The 17985-nt window shown below is 34.2% G+C and carries 17 protein-coding genes; 7 read left to right on the top strand and 10 right to left on the bottom strand.

The features are described 5' to 3' along the window. Positions 1–8 precede the first annotated feature (8 nt). The gene (locus tag AS161_RS03475; RefSeq protein ID WP_164541803.1) at positions 9–1253 is read left to right on the top strand and encodes an HD domain-containing phosphohydrolase; all 1245 of its coding nucleotides are present in this window, start codon (positions 9–11) and stop codon (positions 1251–1253) included. Positions 1254–1330: 77 nt separating this feature from the next. On the opposite strand, the gene AS161_RS03480 is transcribed toward AS161_RS03475, so the two are convergent. The 10 genes from AS161_RS03480 to dnaA all read right to left on the bottom strand — a co-directional run bounded on the left by AS161_RS03480 (position 1331) and on the right by dnaA (position 11288). Then, positions 1331–1606, bottom strand: a complete 276-nt coding sequence (locus AS161_RS03480; RefSeq protein WP_011993206.1) for an HU family DNA-binding protein — start codon at positions 1604–1606, stop codon at positions 1331–1333. 127 nt (positions 1607–1733) lie between these two features. After that, positions 1734–2216 (bottom strand): shikimate kinase, encoded by a 483-nt coding sequence (locus AS161_RS09390; protein ID WP_041256715.1) that lies wholly within the window; start codon positions 2214–2216, stop codon positions 1734–1736. A gap of 2 nt (positions 2217–2218) precedes the next feature. Continuing rightward, a complete protein-coding gene (locus tag AS161_RS03490; RefSeq protein ID WP_011993204.1) occupies positions 2219–2617 on the bottom strand; it encodes a secondary thiamine-phosphate synthase enzyme YjbQ in 399 nt (132 codons plus the stop codon). A gap of 45 nt (positions 2618–2662) precedes the next feature. After that, positions 2663–3622: an ABC transporter permease gene (locus AS161_RS03495; protein WP_164541804.1), complete on the bottom strand. Its 960-nt coding sequence runs from the start codon at positions 3620–3622 to the stop codon at positions 2663–2665. Then, the gene (locus AS161_RS03500; protein ID WP_164541805.1) at positions 3619–4653 is read right to left on the bottom strand and encodes an ABC transporter permease; all 1035 of its coding nucleotides are present in this window, start codon (positions 4651–4653) and stop codon (positions 3619–3621) included. The genes AS161_RS03495 and AS161_RS03500 overlap by 4 nt, the downstream gene beginning before the upstream one ends. Beyond that, positions 4650–6194 (bottom strand): ABC transporter ATP-binding protein, encoded by a 1545-nt coding sequence (locus AS161_RS03505; protein WP_164541907.1) that lies wholly within the window; start codon positions 6192–6194, stop codon positions 4650–4652. Before AS161_RS03505 ends, AS161_RS03500 begins: the two co-directional genes overlap by 4 nt. A gap of 210 nt (positions 6195–6404) precedes the next feature. Next, positions 6405–7505, bottom strand: a complete 1101-nt coding sequence (locus AS161_RS03510; RefSeq protein ID WP_164541806.1) for a BMP family ABC transporter substrate-binding protein — start codon at positions 7503–7505, stop codon at positions 6405–6407. After that, entirely contained in the window at positions 7502–9355 is a 1854-nt protein-coding gene (locus AS161_RS03515; protein WP_164541807.1) for a hypothetical protein, read from the bottom strand. Before AS161_RS03515 ends, AS161_RS03510 begins: the two co-directional genes overlap by 4 nt. Positions 9356–9695: 340 nt before the next feature. Then, a complete protein-coding gene (locus AS161_RS03520) occupies positions 9696–9878 on the bottom strand; it encodes a ferredoxin (protein WP_011993198.1) in 183 nt (60 codons plus the stop codon). A 75-nt stretch (positions 9879–9953) separates the two neighbouring features. Beyond that, positions 9954–11288 carry a chromosomal replication initiator protein DnaA gene (gene dnaA, locus AS161_RS03525; RefSeq protein ID WP_164541808.1) on the bottom strand — a complete coding sequence of 445 codons (1335 nt, stop codon included), beginning with the start codon at positions 11286–11288 and terminating at the stop codon, positions 9954–9956. A 513-nt stretch (positions 11289–11801) separates the two neighbouring features. Between dnaA and AS161_RS03530 the strand changes: the two genes are divergently transcribed. From AS161_RS03530 to AS161_RS03555, 6 genes are all read left to right on the top strand, one after another. Continuing rightward, positions 11802–12638, top strand: a complete 837-nt coding sequence (locus tag AS161_RS03530; RefSeq protein ID WP_164541809.1) for a M55 family metallopeptidase — start codon at positions 11802–11804, stop codon at positions 12636–12638. A gap of 42 nt (positions 12639–12680) precedes the next feature. After that, the gene (locus AS161_RS03535; protein WP_164541810.1) at positions 12681–13562 is read left to right on the top strand and encodes a bifunctional enoyl-CoA hydratase/phosphate acetyltransferase; all 882 of its coding nucleotides are present in this window, start codon (positions 12681–12683) and stop codon (positions 13560–13562) included. A 42-nt stretch (positions 13563–13604) separates the two neighbouring features. After that, the gene (arcC, locus tag AS161_RS03540; RefSeq protein ID WP_164541811.1) at positions 13605–14540 is read left to right on the top strand and encodes a carbamate kinase; all 936 of its coding nucleotides are present in this window, start codon (positions 13605–13607) and stop codon (positions 14538–14540) included. A 253-nt stretch (positions 14541–14793) separates the two neighbouring features. Further along, positions 14794–15678: a 16S rRNA (cytosine(1402)-N(4))-methyltransferase RsmH gene (rsmH, locus tag AS161_RS03545; RefSeq protein ID WP_164541812.1), complete on the top strand. Its 885-nt coding sequence runs from the start codon at positions 14794–14796 to the stop codon at positions 15676–15678. 149 nt (positions 15679–15827) lie between these two features. Next, positions 15828–16088 carry a hypothetical protein gene (locus tag AS161_RS03550; RefSeq protein ID WP_011994910.1) on the top strand — a complete coding sequence of 87 codons (261 nt, stop codon included), beginning with the start codon at positions 15828–15830 and terminating at the stop codon, positions 16086–16088. After that, entirely contained in the window at positions 16085–17845 is a 1761-nt protein-coding gene (locus tag AS161_RS03555; protein WP_164541813.1) for a penicillin-binding protein 2, read from the top strand. Before AS161_RS03550 ends, AS161_RS03555 begins: the two co-directional genes overlap by 4 nt. Positions 17846–17985 lie beyond the last annotated feature (140 nt).

Genomic DNA, 17985 nt, shown 5'->3' on the forward strand with positions numbered 1-17985 from the left:
GTGTATCTATGCACAAAAAAATTGAAGGACCGACTTGGCTAAGTGGGTATGTTATTAATAATAGGTTATTTGGAAGAAAAACGAAATTACTTGTAAAAATAGGCGATATAGATTTTTATGTACTCGGTGGATATTCTAATGAATTACTTTCGAAAATACATAAACTTTTAAAACAAGGAATTGTTGTAAATCCGTCGAATGTACGAGACCAAGTTGTTTATATTGCAGCAAAGCTGAATAGCAATTTAAGGCTAAATGAATTACTAAAAGATATTCAAAGTGAAATTTGCACTATTGTTGACGCCGATGCAGCGTCGATATTGATTTATGAAGAAGATCACTTAAAATTCCTTGTGACAGTAGGCAAGGTGAGCGGAAAAATAGAAAGCATCCCAGTTCCTATGGAATCAATAGCTGGAACTATTTTTAAAGAAAGTAAAGCATTGATATTTAACGACCTTGAAAAAAATCCCGTTCATTTTAAAGGCGTAGATAAAGCTGCAAAATTTAAAACGGAGAACATCGTTGGTGCACCAATATGGGTAGAAAATCAAAAGATAGGTGTTATTGAAGTTCTTAATAAGAAAGGTGGCTTCACGGAAGAAGACGCAAAAATTGTCGATTTGTTCGCAAAAATAATCGGTAGAAAACTCTTGAGTACATGGAATTATGAAAGATTCTCAAGTAATTTCAAAAAATTATTGCTTGCAATAGCTACCGCTATTGATAAAAGAGATAATTATACACACACACATTCTCAAAATGTGTCAATGTATTCGGTTGAAATAGGCAGAAAATTAGGCATTAGCCAAGAACTTCTTGAAAAACTTGAATTTTCCGCTATATTACACGATGTTGGAAAAATAGGAATACCAGATAGTATACTATTAAAACCAGGAAAACTGACGGACGAAGAATACCAAATAATCAAGAATCACACAATTTACGGTGCTGAAATCTTGTCTCAAATTAAATATGTTGATAAAGAAATACTTAGTGGTGCTTTAGAACATCACGAAAGATTAGATGGCAGTGGATATCCTTATGGAAAAAAGAATGGAGAGATATCTCTCTTTGGAAGAATCATAGGAATTGTAGATGTTTACGATGCGCTTTCCACAAAAAGATCTTACAAAGAAGCTTGGACAAAAGAAAAAGTTTTTGAAATAATAAAACAAGATGTAGAAAAAGGAAAATTTGATTTAGAATTGTATAATTATTTAGTTGAAATTGTCAATGATATGGAAGGTTGATACTTTTAAAATTTGTTGATTTTTGTAATTAATTAAAAGCCGGGGATAAACCCCGGCCTTGATTTTTTTAAATATTCTTACTTGTTAACTTTTGACTTAAGAACTTTCCCTGGTCTGAATTTTGGAACCTTTCTTGAAGGAATCTTAATCTTTGATTTCGTTCTTGGATTGACACCTGTTCTGCCTGCCATCTTCTTAACTTCAAACGTACCAAAATCAACAAGTTGAACCTTTTCGCCTTTTTCAAGGGCTTCAGCAATAGTTTCAAAAACTGCATCAACAACGGCTTTTACATCTTTTTTCTTAAGTTGTGTCTTTTCTGCTACCGCGTTAACAAGTAGTTTTTTGTTCATAAAGTCCCCCTCCTTTTAAAAAGTGTAGTAAAAATCCACTTATATAATAGCACTTTTGATATATAAAAATCAAGAATACGATGAATACAGGTTTCCTTGTTATTATATCATAAAACATATAGAAAAATCAAGTATTTTGGTTATAAGATAATCTTTTTTTGAAAAAATCACTTATTATAGAACATATTTCGAATTTCATCTTGTGCTCAGTAGATATAACCAAATCAGAGTGTGAACTAAAGTATTTGTGAAACCTTGCGTAGTATTCTTCTATACCCTTACTTGCCATGTATTTTCTAAACTTTTTGATAAATTTTTCTTTAGGCGTTTTTATATACACAATCAAAAAATTTTTTGGTTCTACCATTTCAATGATACCACAACTAAATATTATTTTACCAGAAAACTTTCCAAATCTATCTATTATCTTTTGTTCCATTTTTGCAATTTTTTCAATCCCGTTATATTTAACAAGGGAACACAAATCCTTTTTTGTTTCAACTTCGAGGATTTTTTCAACATCAATAACGTCATATCCAAAATCTTCTTTTAATATTTTTAAAATTATCCCTTTGTCACTACCAGGAAGAGATACTATAAGTAAATTCAGTCTTACCCCTCCAAGATTTTAATGTAAACACTGCGCTTTCTTGGACCATCAAACTCACACAAAAATATCCCTTGCCACGTACCAAGCAACAATTTACCATTTGAAATTATAATAGATAGACTGCTTCCAAAAATCGAAGCTTTTATATGCGCATCGGAGTTACCTTCTAAGTGTTTGTAATCTGAGTTGTATGGAACAAGTTTATTTACATGGTTAATTATATCACTGACGACTGAAGGATCAGCATGTTCATTTATAGTCAACCCACAAGTTGTATGTGGAACATAGACTAAACATATGCCTTCCTTTACATTAGATTCAGAAACTATGTTAGAAACTATCGGAGTAATGTCTAGAAATTCTACACGTTTTGAAGTAGAAACATCTATTTTCTTTAACATGAAACCACTTCCTGACAACTATAATTTTTATAATTTTTATAATTTTTAATCGTGCTTTTCGTAAGGTACACCATCTGCTGCTGGAGCTCTTGATTTTCCAACAAAACCAGCGACAACCACAATTGTAAGTATGAATGGTATAGTATCAAACAATGATTTGACGTTTGAGGCTACTGTTATCTGCTGTAAACTCTGGAGTTGATTTGAAAACGCTCCAAAAAATCCAAAGAATAAGCTGGCGAACATCGCGCCTATTGGATTCCATTTACCGATAATCATAGCAGCAAGTCCTATAAAACCTCTTCCACCAGACATCAATTCTTTAAATTGACCAATTTCTCCAACGCTTAGATACACACCTGCAAGCGAAGCAAAGACACCACTCATAATAACACCAAAATATCTGATTGCAAAAACATTAACACCAAGAGTATCAGCTGCTTCCGGATTTTCACCAACTGCCCTCATTCTCAGACCAAGTTTTGTCTTAAAAATGAGCCACCAACCGAAAATAACACATCCAAACGCGATGTAAACAAATGGACTAATTTCACCTATTATCTGTCCAATAAATGGGACATTTACAAGACCAGGAATCGTTATCTCATCAATTTTTCCAACAAAGTCGGTTTGACCAGGTTGACCAAAAATGGGTTCCATCAAAAAACCTGTTAAACCTTGTGAAAGAAGTATAATAGCCGTACCTAAAACAACCTGGTTACCAGCCCACTTTATACTTCCCCAAGCATGGAGAAGAGCAAGCAAAATACCGCTTACAATCGCCATTAAAACTCCAAACCAAACATTACCAGTTAAATACGTAAAGACAACAGAAGTAAATGCTCCCATCAAAATTATTCCCTCAAGTGCTATATTAACAACGCCGGTAATTTCACTAAATACTCCACCTAAAGAAGCAAACATGAGAGGAGTAGCAGTTGTTAGTGCTATTTTATAAAATTGTGGATTTACAAATATCGATAAAATGGCTTCTAAGACTCTCATGCTTTCACCTTCTTTCTAAGATAAATAGTGCGTACAATTCTATCAGCTGCTACAAGGAAAATAACAATAGCTTGAACAATTATAACTATATACTTTGAAACTCCCATGAATTGCATCTCGTTACTACCTGTTCTAAGAGCACCAATTAATAACGCAGCAAAGATTATTCCAATTGGATTATTCTGACCTATCAACGCTATACTGATACCATCAAAACCTTTACCACCAGAAAGCTCACCTAAAAACCTGTGATGCACTCCCATTAATTCAGTAACACCTGCTAATCCAGCAAGCGCACCACTTATAGCCATCGCTAATACAACATTTTTTGCAACACTAATACCACCGTATTCTGCAGCGTAAGGATTGAAACCCACAGCTTTTATTTCGTAACCAACTGTCGTTTTATTAAGGAAAACGTACATAAATATAGCTGCAAGAATTGATATTATTATTCCAGAACTAAGTTCCATAGCTCCAACCTTCATCAAAATTGGCAATTGAGCTGAAGTAGATATTTCAGGGCTCTTAGGCGTTCCAGAACCCGTTGCAAGCGGACCTGTAACCATAAATGAAGCAATATAAGTGGTTGTCCAGTTCAACATAATAGTTGTAACAACCTCATGAGCTCCTGTTTTGGCTTTAAGAAAACCAGCTATCGCAGCCCAACCGGCACCAGCGGCCATACCTATAAGCATAGTAAGAGGAATTGCAACAGCTGGTGGAAGACCTCCAAAATTACTTGCGACACTTGCAGCAACAAGAGCACCCATAGCCATTTGACCTTCAGCACCGATGTTAAAAACACCTGCTCTAAATCCAAACCCGACCGCCAAACCTGTGAGTATCAAAGGAGTCGTTTTTATAAGTGTATCAATTATCGCTTGCTTGCTACCAAAAGCCCCGCTAAGCAATTTACCGTAAGCAAGTATAGGATTCTTACCTATCGCAAGGATAATAAAAGCAGAGATAATTAAAGCAATCAAAACAGAAATCAAAGGTACAGCAATATTTTCGATAAATTTCTTCATTTTTTACCACCTCTTATTTCTTCTAATCTTTTACCAGCCATCATAAGACCAACTTCTTCTATAGTCGTTTCCTGAGGTTTAACCTCGCCCATTATCTGTCCTTCGTACATCACTAAAATTCTATCACTCAATGAGAATATTTCTTCCAACTCCATAGAAATTAACAATATCCCAACATCGTGCTCTCTCATTTTTAAAATCTGTCTATGAATGAACTCAATCGCTCCAACATCAAGTCCCCTTGTTGGTTGGGCAACAACCATAAACTTTGGTCCTGCCTTTATTTCTCTACCAACAACAAGTTTCTGTTGGTTACCTCCTGAAAAATTACCTCCAAGATGTTCTATTATTCTAGGCCTTACATCAAATTCTTCCATAAGTTCAGCTGCATATTTCTTTATTTCTCTATGATTTAAAAATGCGCCTTTCGCAAAAGGTCTCTTTATATGTCTTCCCAATACGACATTATAATAAGCTGGGAAAGGCTTTATAAGAGCGTGTTTTAACCTATCTTCGGCTATATGTGTCATGCCCATATCTCTTAACTGCCTTGGATGAGCGTTGGTAACATCTTTACCTTCAAAGATTAATTGCCCCTTTTCTACTCTCCTTAAACCTGTAATTGCTTCCACAAGTTCTGTTTGACCGTTACCAGCAACACCAGCAATTCCAACAATCTCACCACGCCTTACGTTAAATGTAACACCTTTAACAGCATCTAAGTGTCTGTTGTCTTTAACCCAAAGGTCTTTAACCTCAAAAATCACTTCTTTTGGACTGTGAGGAGCTTTATCAAGTTTGAGTACAACGTCTCTTCCGACCATCGCTCTTGCAATTTCCCTTTCGTTTGTTTCTTTAGTAATTAACTCAGCCGTTACCTTACCACCACGCATGACTGTTATCCTATCGCTTATTTCCATAACTTCATTTAATTTATGTGAAATAAATAAAATAGTCTTTCCAGCATTTTGAAGATTTCTCATAATAACAAATAGTTCTTCAACTTCTTGCGGTGTCAAAACAGCGGTAGGTTCGTCCAAAATAATTATATTCGCACCACGGTACAATGTTTTTATAATCTCAACCCTTTGCTGCATACCAACTGGTATATCCTCTATTTTTGCGTCAACATCAACATAAAGCCCATATTTTTCCGATAACTCTCTAACTTCTTTCCTTGCCTTTTGAAGGTCAAAATTCAGTCCTTTAGTTGGTTCACTTCCAAGAACAACATTCTCTGCAACAGTTAATGTATCAACAAGCATAAAGTGTTGGTGGACCATACCTATACCTGCTTTTATCGCATCTCTTGGTCCAGCAAATACCTTTTTTTCGCCAAAAATTCTTATTTCTCCACTATCTGGATGGTATAGACCGTAGAGTTGATTCATCAATGTACTCTTTCCGGCACCGTTCTCACCGACTATAGCATGAACCTCACCTTTTTTTATACGTATGGTAACTTTATCGTTTGCCAAAACTCCCGGAAATCTCTTTGTAATATCGATCATCTCTACGGCGTACTCTTCGCTTTTCAACATGTCATGAACTTTTGAATTCACTAAATGTCCACCTCCGTAGTATTATCATATGTTAAATCAGATAAATTAATCAGCACTCAATGACCTATAGAAGATAAGTGAATATTTCTAAAAGGCCATTGACTACCGATTAAACAAAAATAATTTATTAAAACCGGGGGCGAGAGCCCCCGCAAAGTTTATGAAATAATGGAAAAACTTTAACAAGAATTATTTTGGAAGTTTTACTCCTTTTACTGTAAACGCCTTAAGTGCGTCTTCTGAGTCTGGAACTGTAATCTTACCTTCGATTATAAGACCTTTAAGGTACTCAAGCTCTTTAAGTACATTTGGAGCAAGTTTATCTATAATGTCTTTTGTGTATTTCATTTCAGACATTCTAACACCATTTTCTTTGAGTCCAAGAGTCTTCAATCCACCTTTGAATTGTCCTTTGAATGCCCAAGTTACTCCATAATAACCTGCTGTATCAACACCTTTCATAGCGCTTGTGAGAACTACACCGGGGGCCATGTAATCTTGATCAACATCGACACCTATCGCATAGTAAAGTGCCTTACCAGAAAGGGCATATTTCTTAATATTATCTAAACCTTTACCGGCAAGTTTTTCGCTTCTTTCCTTTGCTGCTTCTATAACACCGTTACCACAAGCACCAGCTGCAGCAAATATAATATCTGCACCTTGTGAAAATTGAGAATTAGCAAGGTCTTTACCTTTCTTTGGATCACTAAACTCGTTTGTGTAGCCTTTAATAACCGTAATTTTTTTACCATGGAGGTCTTGATATGCCTTTATACCTGCTTCATAACCGTATCTGAATCTTTCAACTGGTGGAATTGGAATACCGCCTATAAATCCAACTTTTCCTGTCCTTGTCATTGCTGCAGCGACGTAACCAACAAGGAATGCTGATTCTTGTTCTTTAAAGAGGAAATTAATAACGTTTGGAAGTTCCTTACCAAATTCAATATCAATACCTGCGAAATAGACAGAAGGATATTGCTTCGCTACTTTTTCAAGAGCATCTTGCATCATGAAGCCGACTGCAAAAACGATACCGCCGTCTTTTTCCTTTGAAACTTCTTCTGCTGCTTTAGTAAGGTTTGGTATATAATCTGACTGTTCTTGTGACATGATAACTTTTGCCTCAACACCAAGCTCTTTCGCAGCCCTTTGAATACCAGCCCATGTACCATCGTTAAATGACTTATCGCCAAGACCACCTGTGTCGGTAACCATAATAGCCTTGAACGAAAAACCGAACGTTAACAAGAGTGCTAACAACGCAACTGCTAAAAACCTTTTCATACCTTTTCCCTCCTTCTCAAGGTGTTTGTAGAGTTAAACCAAATAAATCCAAAAACGAGCGACAAAATTAAAACATATGGAATTGTCCAGCTAATGTAAATTGTTATCGATGGTACACCAACTTGAACAAACAGTATTTGATTCTTTAATAAGCTTAGCACAGAAACCGCGATACTTCCAATTAAAGGTATAAAAGCCTCTTTAAAGTTTAAAGCCACTAAGAATAAAGAGAGAGCTAACAAAATTGTTGCAGCCAGATAGTTTTGAATCTTGTATCCAGGCAATGAAACAACGGAAATTTCTTTTGTTGAGTTTATCTTCTCTGAAAATTCTTTCGCTGTATTTTCACTAAAATTAGAATTAACAAAACTAATCAAATCATTTTTGAATTTCTCAGAAGATACAGAAGCCATCTTCACCAAAAGTTTTTGCGTTGATAATTTTATCTTTTCGACTTTCTTCATTCTGCTCTTTTCAAAGTACACGAAATCATCAATTTCCTTCTTCTTATCTTTGTGCTTACTTAAAAGGTTACTCACATATTCAATTCTCTTGTCAAATTTTTCAGGTTCAAAACATTCTTCTGGTACATTTCCATCTTCTTCTAATTCCGCTATTAAATTCGAAAAAGCTTGTATCGATTCGTTTGTCAAAGTATTATAGTCTTTTGCGTTAATTTTAAGCTTACCAAGTTGATCGTTTATAATATCATCAACAAGGGCTGAATAGAAAGGAGAATTTGAGAATGAATTTTTCATAACAAGATCTGGGGTTCCGAATGATGGTAAGAAAAGAGCAATTATAGTTAACAGTGATATAAGAGAGTATAAATATTTCTTTCTGGTAAAGAAGTAAGTTACTGAAAAGATTACAGCAATAGCGAAAACAATACCGTATATCTTTCCATCAACTAAAGATTGAATATCCATGAATGAACCTATATAAACAGTTTCTGAAGCTAAGAACAAAGCAAAGACCAATCTCATATTCTTTAAAAGGAAATAACCTACAGTAAACAACGCTAAATAGACTAACCATCTTACCCAAGCAAAGCTTTTTTCTTTTGGTGTTATATCAACAAATTTTTGAGCTATCTCGTTTTTCAACCCTGCTATGTACGAAAAAGCGCTTCTAAACACTGTTGCGCTTGTTCTCATAATCAACGTTTCAGGTTCAAAGTCATTTGTACTCTTTTGAGCATCGATTATAATTTCTTGAAGCCCTTTGACAACTTCAGATTTAGAAAGCAATATCGAAATTGCTTCTTTTTCCTCTCCATTGTAGACAGGTTCATAACTGTAATTGTTTATCAAATTTTTCTTTAAATTTTTAATTTCTTCAGGCACAAGTTCCGAAGGCAAACCGGGAACATCTAAACCAAAAAGGTATGCAACTAAATCTTGAGCGTAATTTCTGAAAGCATCTGAGACTCTAAATTGGTATTCGGAGAAAAATTCGTTGAAAATAGGTGAATTTTTAACAATCTCAACATCCATTTTTCTATGGTTTAACTTCGCTTCCCAGTAGGCCAAGTAAATAGCTCTTGCAAGTCTTTCTTCATCAGAATTCGTTCCATTAAACGGTTTTATACTTAACAAATAATCACCTGTCTTTTTTGTTGTCTCAGTTTTTTCGGAAGAACCAACCATGTAAATTTTCAAAAATCTGTAAATAGGCAAGTCATTTTTTATAACTTCTCGAACATAGGAACCAAAACTCGAAGAACCTTCAAAATACGATAAGTAATAATTTTCAGATTTTTTAATATCCAAAGCGTAAGCAAATAAAACCATCAGAATTAGAAAAATAAAAGTGAGAGTTCTCTTTGTAACGCTCTTTTCTTTTATCACGTTTTGCACCTTCCTTTTCTATTTTATCGATTTTATGATTTGTATTGTGACTCTATTTTTTTAAATAAAATAATTGAAGCATTGTAATTATATTATATCACACAAAAATAAATCAAATAAACATTTCACAAGAATAAATCAAAAAACTACATAGAAAATAAGTACAACAGGTTAAATTAAGGCGTAATTCAACCTATATTACTATTTTAAACATTTAATCATTAACATCAAAACATGACAAATTATAAATCTTACTATTTAAACTAAACTCAAAGAAAAAGGGGGCAATGCCCCCTTTTATCCTAATCTAATTTTGAAAAAGTTTAAACTTAATACTAACTTACTCTTCAACTGTTATTGCTGCTGTTGGGCAGCTATCTGCAGCATCTTTTGCGCAATCAAGATCTGTCTCTGGTTGAAGTACCTTTGCTTTCATATCATCGCCGAGTTTGAAAACATCTGGACAAAGGTTTTCACAAACTCCACAACCAATGCATGTTGCTTCGTCAACTCTAACTTTCATCTCTTAGCACCTCCTCATTTAAGTTCTTTGATATTATACCATAATATTGTAGATAAGACAATATGGGATGCTGGCTTAAGATAATGCTTTACCTACCATTTGTGCTAAATTATCTTCTATTAGTTTTAAAATTTGTCGAATTTCTGGATCGTTTTCTAGCCTGTTCTCTGTAGCCTTTATACCATTTAATACTGTAGGATGACTTTTTTTAAGTAAAGTAGCGATTTTTCTTGATGACATTTGAAATTTTGTACTTAAAATGTACATCGCTAGATGCCTTGCAACTACAATATTTTTACCCTTCTTATTTGACAGCAAATCTTCTTTAGAAAGTTTAAAATACCTAGCCACGATACTCATTATATCATTCTGTTCATGATTTTCTTCCTCTTCAGTTAAAAAATCTTTTAGTATTAATCTTGCTGTTGCAACATCTAAATCCTTGTACATGCTCTTATATGCAATTAGTTTAATTATAGCCCCTTTGAGAATTCTTATACTTCCTTTAAAATGTTTCGCTACGTAATTTAATATATCATCAGAAATATCGGCTTTTTCATCTTCAACGATTTTCTTTGCTATACGGTACATTGCTTCAACCGACGGGTTTTTTATCTCAACAACGACGCCCATCTGGAACCTTGAAATTACCCTATCTTGAAAATCTTTAAGTTCTTTTGGTGATCTGTCAGAACAAACTATTATCTGTTTTCCTGCTTCATACAAAGTATTGAAAGTGTGGAAAAGTTCTATCTGTACACCTTTCTTTCCAGCAAGAAATTGGATATCATCTATTACCAATACATCTACTTTCTTTCTGTACTTCTCTCTAAACTCTTCCACTGTACCTGCTTTAAGCTTTGCGATTAATTCGTTCATAAAGGCTTCACTTGTCAAATAAGCAAATCTAATATCTGGATCGTTTTCAAGCAAATAATTTCCGAAAGCTTGTACCAAGTGTGTTTTTCCCATACCAGCTTTACTGTAAATAAATATAGGATTGAAGATTCCAAGTTTCTTAGCCGACTCAAGAAGAATAGTGTAAGCAAGTTGGTTGAATTCTTCAACAACAAAATTGCCAAAAGTATATCTGGAACTCACTGGTGTAATAAGAACGGGCCTTTTTCTTACAAGCGCACCATTATCGTTGTTGCAAACTTCATCTTTTTGTACTTGAGCATACACTATTTCATATGTAGAGTTCGGGCCTAAAACCTCATATAGAACCTTTCGTATTATCTTGTCAAACTTCTTCTCGATATAACCTTTAATAAACATATTTCCCACTTCAAATATCACATGGTTTTCTATAACCGATTTAACTGTGAAATCAATAAACCAGCTTTCCCATTGTTGTCTACTTATCTTTTCTTTTAGTAAGGAGAGAATTTTTTCACCTCTTGAAGACATAAACAACACCTCGAATTTTTAATTTTGAATTTGAAATATGTTCTGTGGGCTGCCATCAGTGCAAGATATTCGACAAAAACATATAATTAGGTAGATAATTAAATGAGAAAAAAGTATATTTGGGAGAGAGCAATATGTATTATCTCACAGGTCTATGTTAAAAATCAAGTCAAAGTTTATGTTAACATCTAAATGATATTTTTCAGAGTGATACTAATTTATGACAATATGTTACCTTTAGTTTTAAATGAGAAAAAATGTTATAGAGATCCCAAAATTTAATCCTTTAGAATTTTTAATTTTTTAAAAAGTACTCCTAAAGATTTACAAGTAACAGAAAAAAATAAAGACTTAAAAACTAATAAACGTGGTTAAAAAAATCTTAAGTATGCGCATGTATGCTTTTTCTTTTGAAAAAATGCTATACTTTAATTTTTTAAATAAGAGATTATAATATTTTTTGTAATGCAAAATTATTTCCTATTATTTTTATCAAAAAAGTGGGGGAAAGGAATGAGCAGAAATAAAAAAATATTTATATCTTTTGACTTTGAAGGATTAGCTGGTATTACAAATTGGTCAGATGTAGACAAAAGATCAACGGATTACAAAAGAGAATACATGTTAAAACAACTCAGAGCGTTTTTAAATGGTCTTGGAAATTCAGAGATACTTCTTGTTGATTCCCACGCCTCAGGCGACAATATTCCTTGGGAAATCACTTCAGAATTTCCAAATGTGAACTTGGTTAGCGGCGGAATAAGAAGATATTACATGATGTACGGCATCGATGAATCATTTGATTACATTGTTTTCTTTGGTTATCATGCAGGTATTGGCACTGAAAGTGCAAACATGGACCATACTTATTCAAGTTCGTCTATACACAATTTGTGGATAAATGGTTTGGAAATGAATGAAGCGCTTATAAATGCTGCGTTCGGTAGTTTGTATAACGTACCCGTAGGTTGTATCGTTGGAGATGACAAAGTTGTTCAGCAAACGAAAAAATACATTCCAAAGGCTTTGTATTCTGTTACAAAAGAGTCAATAGGTAGGCATAGTGCCGTTATGAGACCGATGAAAGACTTACTAACCGAACTTGAAGAGAATGCAAAAGCACTTATTCAAAGAGAAAAAAGTGAGTTTGATATATTCAGCTTCAAAAAACCGATTGAAATGATTGTTGAGTTTTCAGATACACTTAGAGCTGATTTAGTTTCTTCTATGCCACTTGTAGAAAGATTAGATGGAAGAAAAGTAAGGATAATTCACGAAGACTATAAAGTAATATTTGAAGCTCTTCTTGCAATGACCTATATTTGTGCAGCAGCAAAACTTCTTTCATAAATTTTATATTTTATATATTGTAGTATAGCGGAGGTGTTTAAAGTGCTTAGAACCCTTGACGATATCATCGAATTGGCAAAAGGAAAAAACAAGATTATTGCTATTGCTGGTGGAGAGGATAAAGAAGCAATAAAAGCAGTACACGAAGCAAAAGATTTAGGAGTTTCCGCAATACTCTTTGGAAAAAAAGAAATCATTGAAAAAAACCTCGAAGAGATAGGCGCCGAATTTCCTGTCGTTGATTGCCGAACAGAAGAAGAGGCCTCAAAACAAGCTGTTAAAAGCATAACAGAAGGAAAGGCACACATAGTTATGAAAGGATTAGTTAAAACATCAACATTACTTAAAGCTGTACTTGACAAAGAATTTGGGTTAAGAACCGATAGATTACTCTCACACGTTGCTGTTGTTGAAGTCCCAGGTGTAAATAGATTGATATTTGTCACTGATGGTGGAATGGTTATAAGACCAACATTGGAGCAAAAAGTGCAGATAATACAAAACGCTGTGGAAGTAGCAAGAAAACTCGGTTATGAAATACCAAAAGTTGGTCTTATAGCTGCCGTTGAGACAGTCAATCCCGATATGCCTGAAACAATGGAGGCAGCAATAATTGCTAAAATGAACGAAAGAGGACAAATAAAAAACTGCAAAATAGATGGTCCACTTGGTATCGATAATGCGCTTAGTATTTACGCTGCGGAAGTAAAAGGTGTGAAAGGGGATGTAGCAGGGCATGCAGATATCTTAGTTGTTCCAGACATACACAGTGGAAATTTCCTTGGTAAATCAGCTGTATACTTTGCTAACGGAAGAATTGCAGGTATAATAGCTGGAGCCAAGGTACCAGTAATAGTTATTTCAAGAGCCGACACAAGCGATTCTAAATTTGCATCGATAGCATTGGCAATTGCTTTATCATAACGATAAATACCTAAAATATCTAAGTTCTGGAGGTGTAAAGCAATGAAAAAACTCGCAGTTGTAGCAATTGGTGGAAACGCAGTAAACAGACCTGGTGAGGAACCAACAGCGGAAAACATGATTAAAAATCTTTCAGAAACAGCACACTACTTAGCAGGTATGCTTGATGAGTACGATATTATTATCACACACGGGAACGGTCCACAAGTTGGAAACTTGCTTGTACAACAAGATCTTGCAAAGCATGTAATTCCACCATTTCCAATCGACGTAAACGACGCACAAACACAAGGTAGTCTCGGCTATATGATAGCTCTTACTTTAGAAAATGAACTAAAAAAGCGAAATATTGAAAGACAAATAGCTGCTATAGTAACACAAATAGAAGTAGATAAAAACGATCCAGCATTTCAAAAACCAACAAAACCCGTTGGACCATTCTATTCCAAAGAAGAGGCTGAAAAACTTGCACAAGAAAAAGGCTGGATAATGAAAGAAGATGCTGGAAGAGGCTATAGAAGAGTCGTACCATCACCAATACCACTAGATATTGTTGAAAAAGAAGTTATAAAAATGTTAGTAGAAAAAGACGTTATAGTAATCGCAGCTGGTGGTGGTGGAATACCCGTTGTCAAAGAAAACGGCATGTTCAAAGGCGTGGAAGCAGTTATAGATAAAGACAGGGCAAGTGCATTATTAGCAAAGGAAGTAGAAGCAGATATTTTAATAATATTAACAGGTGTAGAAAAAGTCTGCATAAATTACAAAAAGCCAGATCAATTTGAAGTCGATAAACTAACGGTTGAAGAAGCAAAAAAATACCTTGCTGAAGGGCAATTTCCATCTGGAAGCATGGGGCCAAAAATTGAAGCAGCTATCGACTTTGTTTCATCAACGGGTCGTGAATGTATAATCACAGATATGGCAGTACTCGATAAAGCCCTAAAGGGCGAAACTGGAACAAAGATTGTTCCATAAAACATAAATTATAAAGATAATTAAAAAATAGCGGTTGCTCAATTCAAAATATTGGCAACCGCTATTTTTTATTTTTCTGATTAACAAAATGTTAATTTTTACTATACCCAAGTATATTTTAAAAAGTTGTCGAAAAACACCATAAATAAAGCATCTTACAACATGTTATTTTTTAATACAAAATTGCATTTTGTTATTCTTTTACTTTACAATATAAACAGTCTTTTTCTAATTTTAGCGGAGCGGAGAGAAGATGAATAGAGTATATAACGAGCATCACATTCCGGTATTGTTAAATGAGGTTGTTGAAAATTTAATTTGGAAGCCGGACGGGGTGTATGTAGACTGCACTGTAGGAGAAGGTGGACACACTCGAGCTATAGCAGAAAGAGTATTACCATATGGTGGTAGGGTTATTGGTATTGATGTCGATAGTGAAGTATTACAAATAGCGGAGCGTAATTTGTTATCCTACCCTAACGTTCAACTTTTTAAATTCTCCTACGTAGAACTACCCGTCTTGTTAAGTTTATTACAAGTCCATAAAGTTGATGGACTTCTTGTTGATTTGGGAGTATCAACCTACCAACTCAAAGCAGAGGGTAGAGGTTTTTCTTTTAATCAAGATGAACCTCTGGATATGAGAATGAACCTCGAAAGTGAGTTAACTGCCTACCACGTTGTTAATACCTATCCTGAAGAAAAATTAGCCGATATTATATACAACTATGGTGAAGAAAATTTTTCTCGAAAAATTGCAAGAGCAATTGTCCAAAATAGACCTATACAAACAACAAGACAACTTGTTGAAGTAATCAAGATGGCGCTCCCGTACAAGGAAGTGCATAATAGGAAACGTCATTTTGCCACAAAAACTTTCCAAGCTATAAGAATTGAGGTAAATAAAGAAATTGAGAATATTTCTAAATTTCTTGAATTCGCGCCAGATTATCTAAATCCTGGCGGCAGATTAGCTATAATTTCTTTCCATTCATTAGAAGATAGGATTGTGAAACATGCATTTAAGAATGATAAGAGGTTAAAACCTATTGGTGATTTTATTAGTCCAACAACTTTTGAAGTAGCTGAAAATCCAAGAGCTAGAAGCGCCAAACTTAGATTAGCGGAGCGAGTTTAATCCCCATTAAAACTTTAATTTACAAAACCAGTTCAAAGTGGTTTATAGTCCGAACGAAGCTTTCACTTAGACCGTTCCTTGTCGATCCATTTATTCATTTTATTTTATTCTATCTATTTAAAAATCTAGCGGAGCGAAGGGGGATATTTATGACTTTAGTAAGGGCCAAACAGAGAGAAGTTATCCTTGAAAAAGAAAGTAGTTTTATTTCAACTTTTTTCAAATACTTGATTCCTATTGTTTTGTTGGTTATACTTGCTCTTAGTGCATATATACTTAATTGGAGAACGGTCCAATTAAGTAAAGAACTTTCAATTTATAGAGAAAATCTTTCAATAATTGAACAACAAAGCGAGGTACTTGGGTTGCAAATTACAAAAATTGTTATGGGGCGTGATGTAATAAATTGAATAAGTTGAGTAATAAGAGATACAAAATTGTATTTATATCTTTTGTATTAATATTATCAACGCTAATTTTCAAAATATGGAATAATATATATACTAATCAATACGCTATAAACAGCAAAGTAATTGCACTTAGGGGTAATATATATGACTCACGTGGGAGGCTTTTAGCAACAAGTGAAGTCGTTTATACAGCATACTTAGATATTAGATATTTGAAAGCAATTGCCGGTAATGCCTTTAAGCGTGATCCGGATTTTATAAAGATGCTTTCTAATTTTGGATTATCCGAAAAGCTCGTTGACTTAGATAATAATAACATCTTAAGACTTGGTTCTTTTTCGAAAAGAGAAGAAATACAAAAAAAGATACCGACCCAGTATTTAAAGTTTGTCAACATAGAGCAAGAGGAGCGGAGAATTTCTATCCAAGATTTTGCTTTGAATTTCATCGTAGGCCGTACTGAACAAAGATGTGGCATCAGCGGGGCAGAAGCGTACTTTGATAAATTATTGAGACCCATTAGAGATGGGATAATTTCTATTAGCTATTCAAGTTTTATAGGTAACAGAGTTAAATCAGTAAGAATTGAACCAGAAAACGGTAAAGATATAAAATTAACAATTGATATATCTCTTCAAAAAAAACTTTATGATTTTGCTAAAAAATATCAATTAGAAAAACAAGCAACTGAAGTTGGAATATTATTGATGGAGAGTAAAACCGGGAAAATAAGAGTCGCACTAACTACTCAAAGTTGGCCAACATACTATATGGGATATCTTGAACCAGGCTCTACAATAAAACCTATACTTTTTGCAGCTGCACTTGAACTTGGATTAGTTACACCAGAAACAAATTTTTATTGTCCAGGGTACATTAAACCCATAGAAGGACTTGATTTAACAATAAAAGACCTTGAAAAACACGAAAATATAACGCTTTACGATGGACTTGTCCATTCCTGTAACGTTGTCTCTATTTTAACCACTAAAAAAATAATTGATACATATGGTCAAGAGAAACTTTATGAGATACTAACATCTTTTGGTTTTGGAAAAGAAACTGGAATTGAATTGTTAGGAGAGATTCCCGGTAAGCTTAATCCACCTGACAAATGGTATCGTGCAGATTGGGCGTTCATTGGAATTGGCCAATCAATAGGAGTTACACCTATTCAATTATTAGCTGCTTTCAATTCAATTGTAAATGATGGTATATACGTTTCTCCAACACTTGATGAATCAGGTGAAATTAGAACTAAAAAAATTCTTTCGGCTGATACAGCAAAAATAGTTAAGACAATGCTTCTTGATGTTGTAGAGAAAGGTACAGGAGTAAATGCAAAAGTTGATGAAATAAAAATCTTAGGTAAGACTGGTACAGCACAAAAAAATGGGAAAAAGGATGTTACAGCACTCTTTATTGGTCAAGTTAAGTTAGATAAAGAATACACAATCCTTGTTTGGGTAGATTCTCCGCAAAAAGAAAAGTTAAGTAGTATAGTTGCAGCACCACTTTTTAAAAATGTGGTTGAAGAGTTAATACAATATCAAACTAAGAATTCACAAAACTCAAATAACGCAGAAATTCCAAATATAAAAGGCTGGACAATTAAACAACTCATCTCATTGGCAAATGAAAAAAAGTTAAACATTAAGATTCATGAAAAAGGTCTCTATGTGGATAAATACGAATTCGAAATTACGTCAGAAGGAACCGCATTAAACGTATGGCTTTCCGATTTACCACCCCTATAACCCAAAATAAAAATTCATGCTTTTGTTACATTTTTTTCACTAATAAAAATCAATATCTGGTAAAATATAGCATTGGTATATCTCAATGTTTGCCGAAGAATGCAGGTACAAAAAAGACCCAAGTGGTCGCCTGCAGGAGG

Origin of the sequence: Fervidobacterium sp. 2310opik-2 (genome assembly GCF_011057735.1) — a bacterium.
GTDB lineage: Bacteria > Thermotogota > Thermotogae > Thermotogales > Fervidobacteriaceae > Fervidobacterium > Fervidobacterium nodosum.

What these genes read in the sequence shown, in the direction of transcription:
- AS161_RS03475 (WP_164541803.1), top strand. Translation starts at nt 9, where the DNA reads ATGCACAAAAAAATTGAAGGACCGACTTGGCTAAGTGGGTATGTTATT.
- AS161_RS03480 (WP_011993206.1), bottom strand. Translation starts at nt 1,606, where the DNA reads ATGAACAAAAAACTACTTGTTAACGCGGTAGCAGAAAAGACACAACTT.
- AS161_RS03490 (WP_011993204.1), bottom strand. Translation starts at nt 2,617, where the DNA reads ATGTTAAAGAAAATAGATGTTTCTACTTCAAAACGTGTAGAATTTCTA.
- AS161_RS03495 (WP_164541804.1), bottom strand. Translation starts at nt 3,622, where the DNA reads ATGAGAGTCTTAGAAGCCATTTTATCGATATTTGTAAATCCACAATTT.
- AS161_RS03500 (WP_164541805.1), bottom strand. Translation starts at nt 4,653, where the DNA reads ATGAAGAAATTTATCGAAAATATTGCTGTACCTTTGATTTCTGTTTTG.
- AS161_RS03505 (WP_164541907.1), bottom strand. Translation starts at nt 6,194, where the DNA reads ATGTTGAAAAGCGAAGAGTACGCCGTAGAGATGATCGATATTACAAAG.
- AS161_RS03510 (WP_164541806.1), bottom strand. Translation starts at nt 7,505, where the DNA reads ATGAAAAGGTTTTTAGCAGTTGCGTTGTTAGCACTCTTGTTAACGTTC.
- AS161_RS03520 (WP_011993198.1), bottom strand. Translation starts at nt 9,878, where the DNA reads ATGAAAGTTAGAGTTGACGAAGCAACATGCATTGGTTGTGGAGTTTGT.
- dnaA (WP_164541808.1), bottom strand. Translation starts at nt 11,288, where the DNA reads ATGTCTTCAAGAGGTGAAAAAATTCTCTCCTTACTAAAAGAAAAGATA.
- AS161_RS03530 (WP_164541809.1), top strand. Translation starts at nt 11,802, where the DNA reads ATGAGCAGAAATAAAAAAATATTTATATCTTTTGACTTTGAAGGATTA.
- arcC (WP_164541811.1), top strand. Translation starts at nt 13,605, where the DNA reads ATGAAAAAACTCGCAGTTGTAGCAATTGGTGGAAACGCAGTAAACAGA.
- rsmH (WP_164541812.1), top strand. Translation starts at nt 14,794, where the DNA reads ATGAATAGAGTATATAACGAGCATCACATTCCGGTATTGTTAAATGAG.
- AS161_RS03550 (WP_011994910.1), top strand. Translation starts at nt 15,828, where the DNA reads ATGACTTTAGTAAGGGCCAAACAGAGAGAAGTTATCCTTGAAAAAGAA.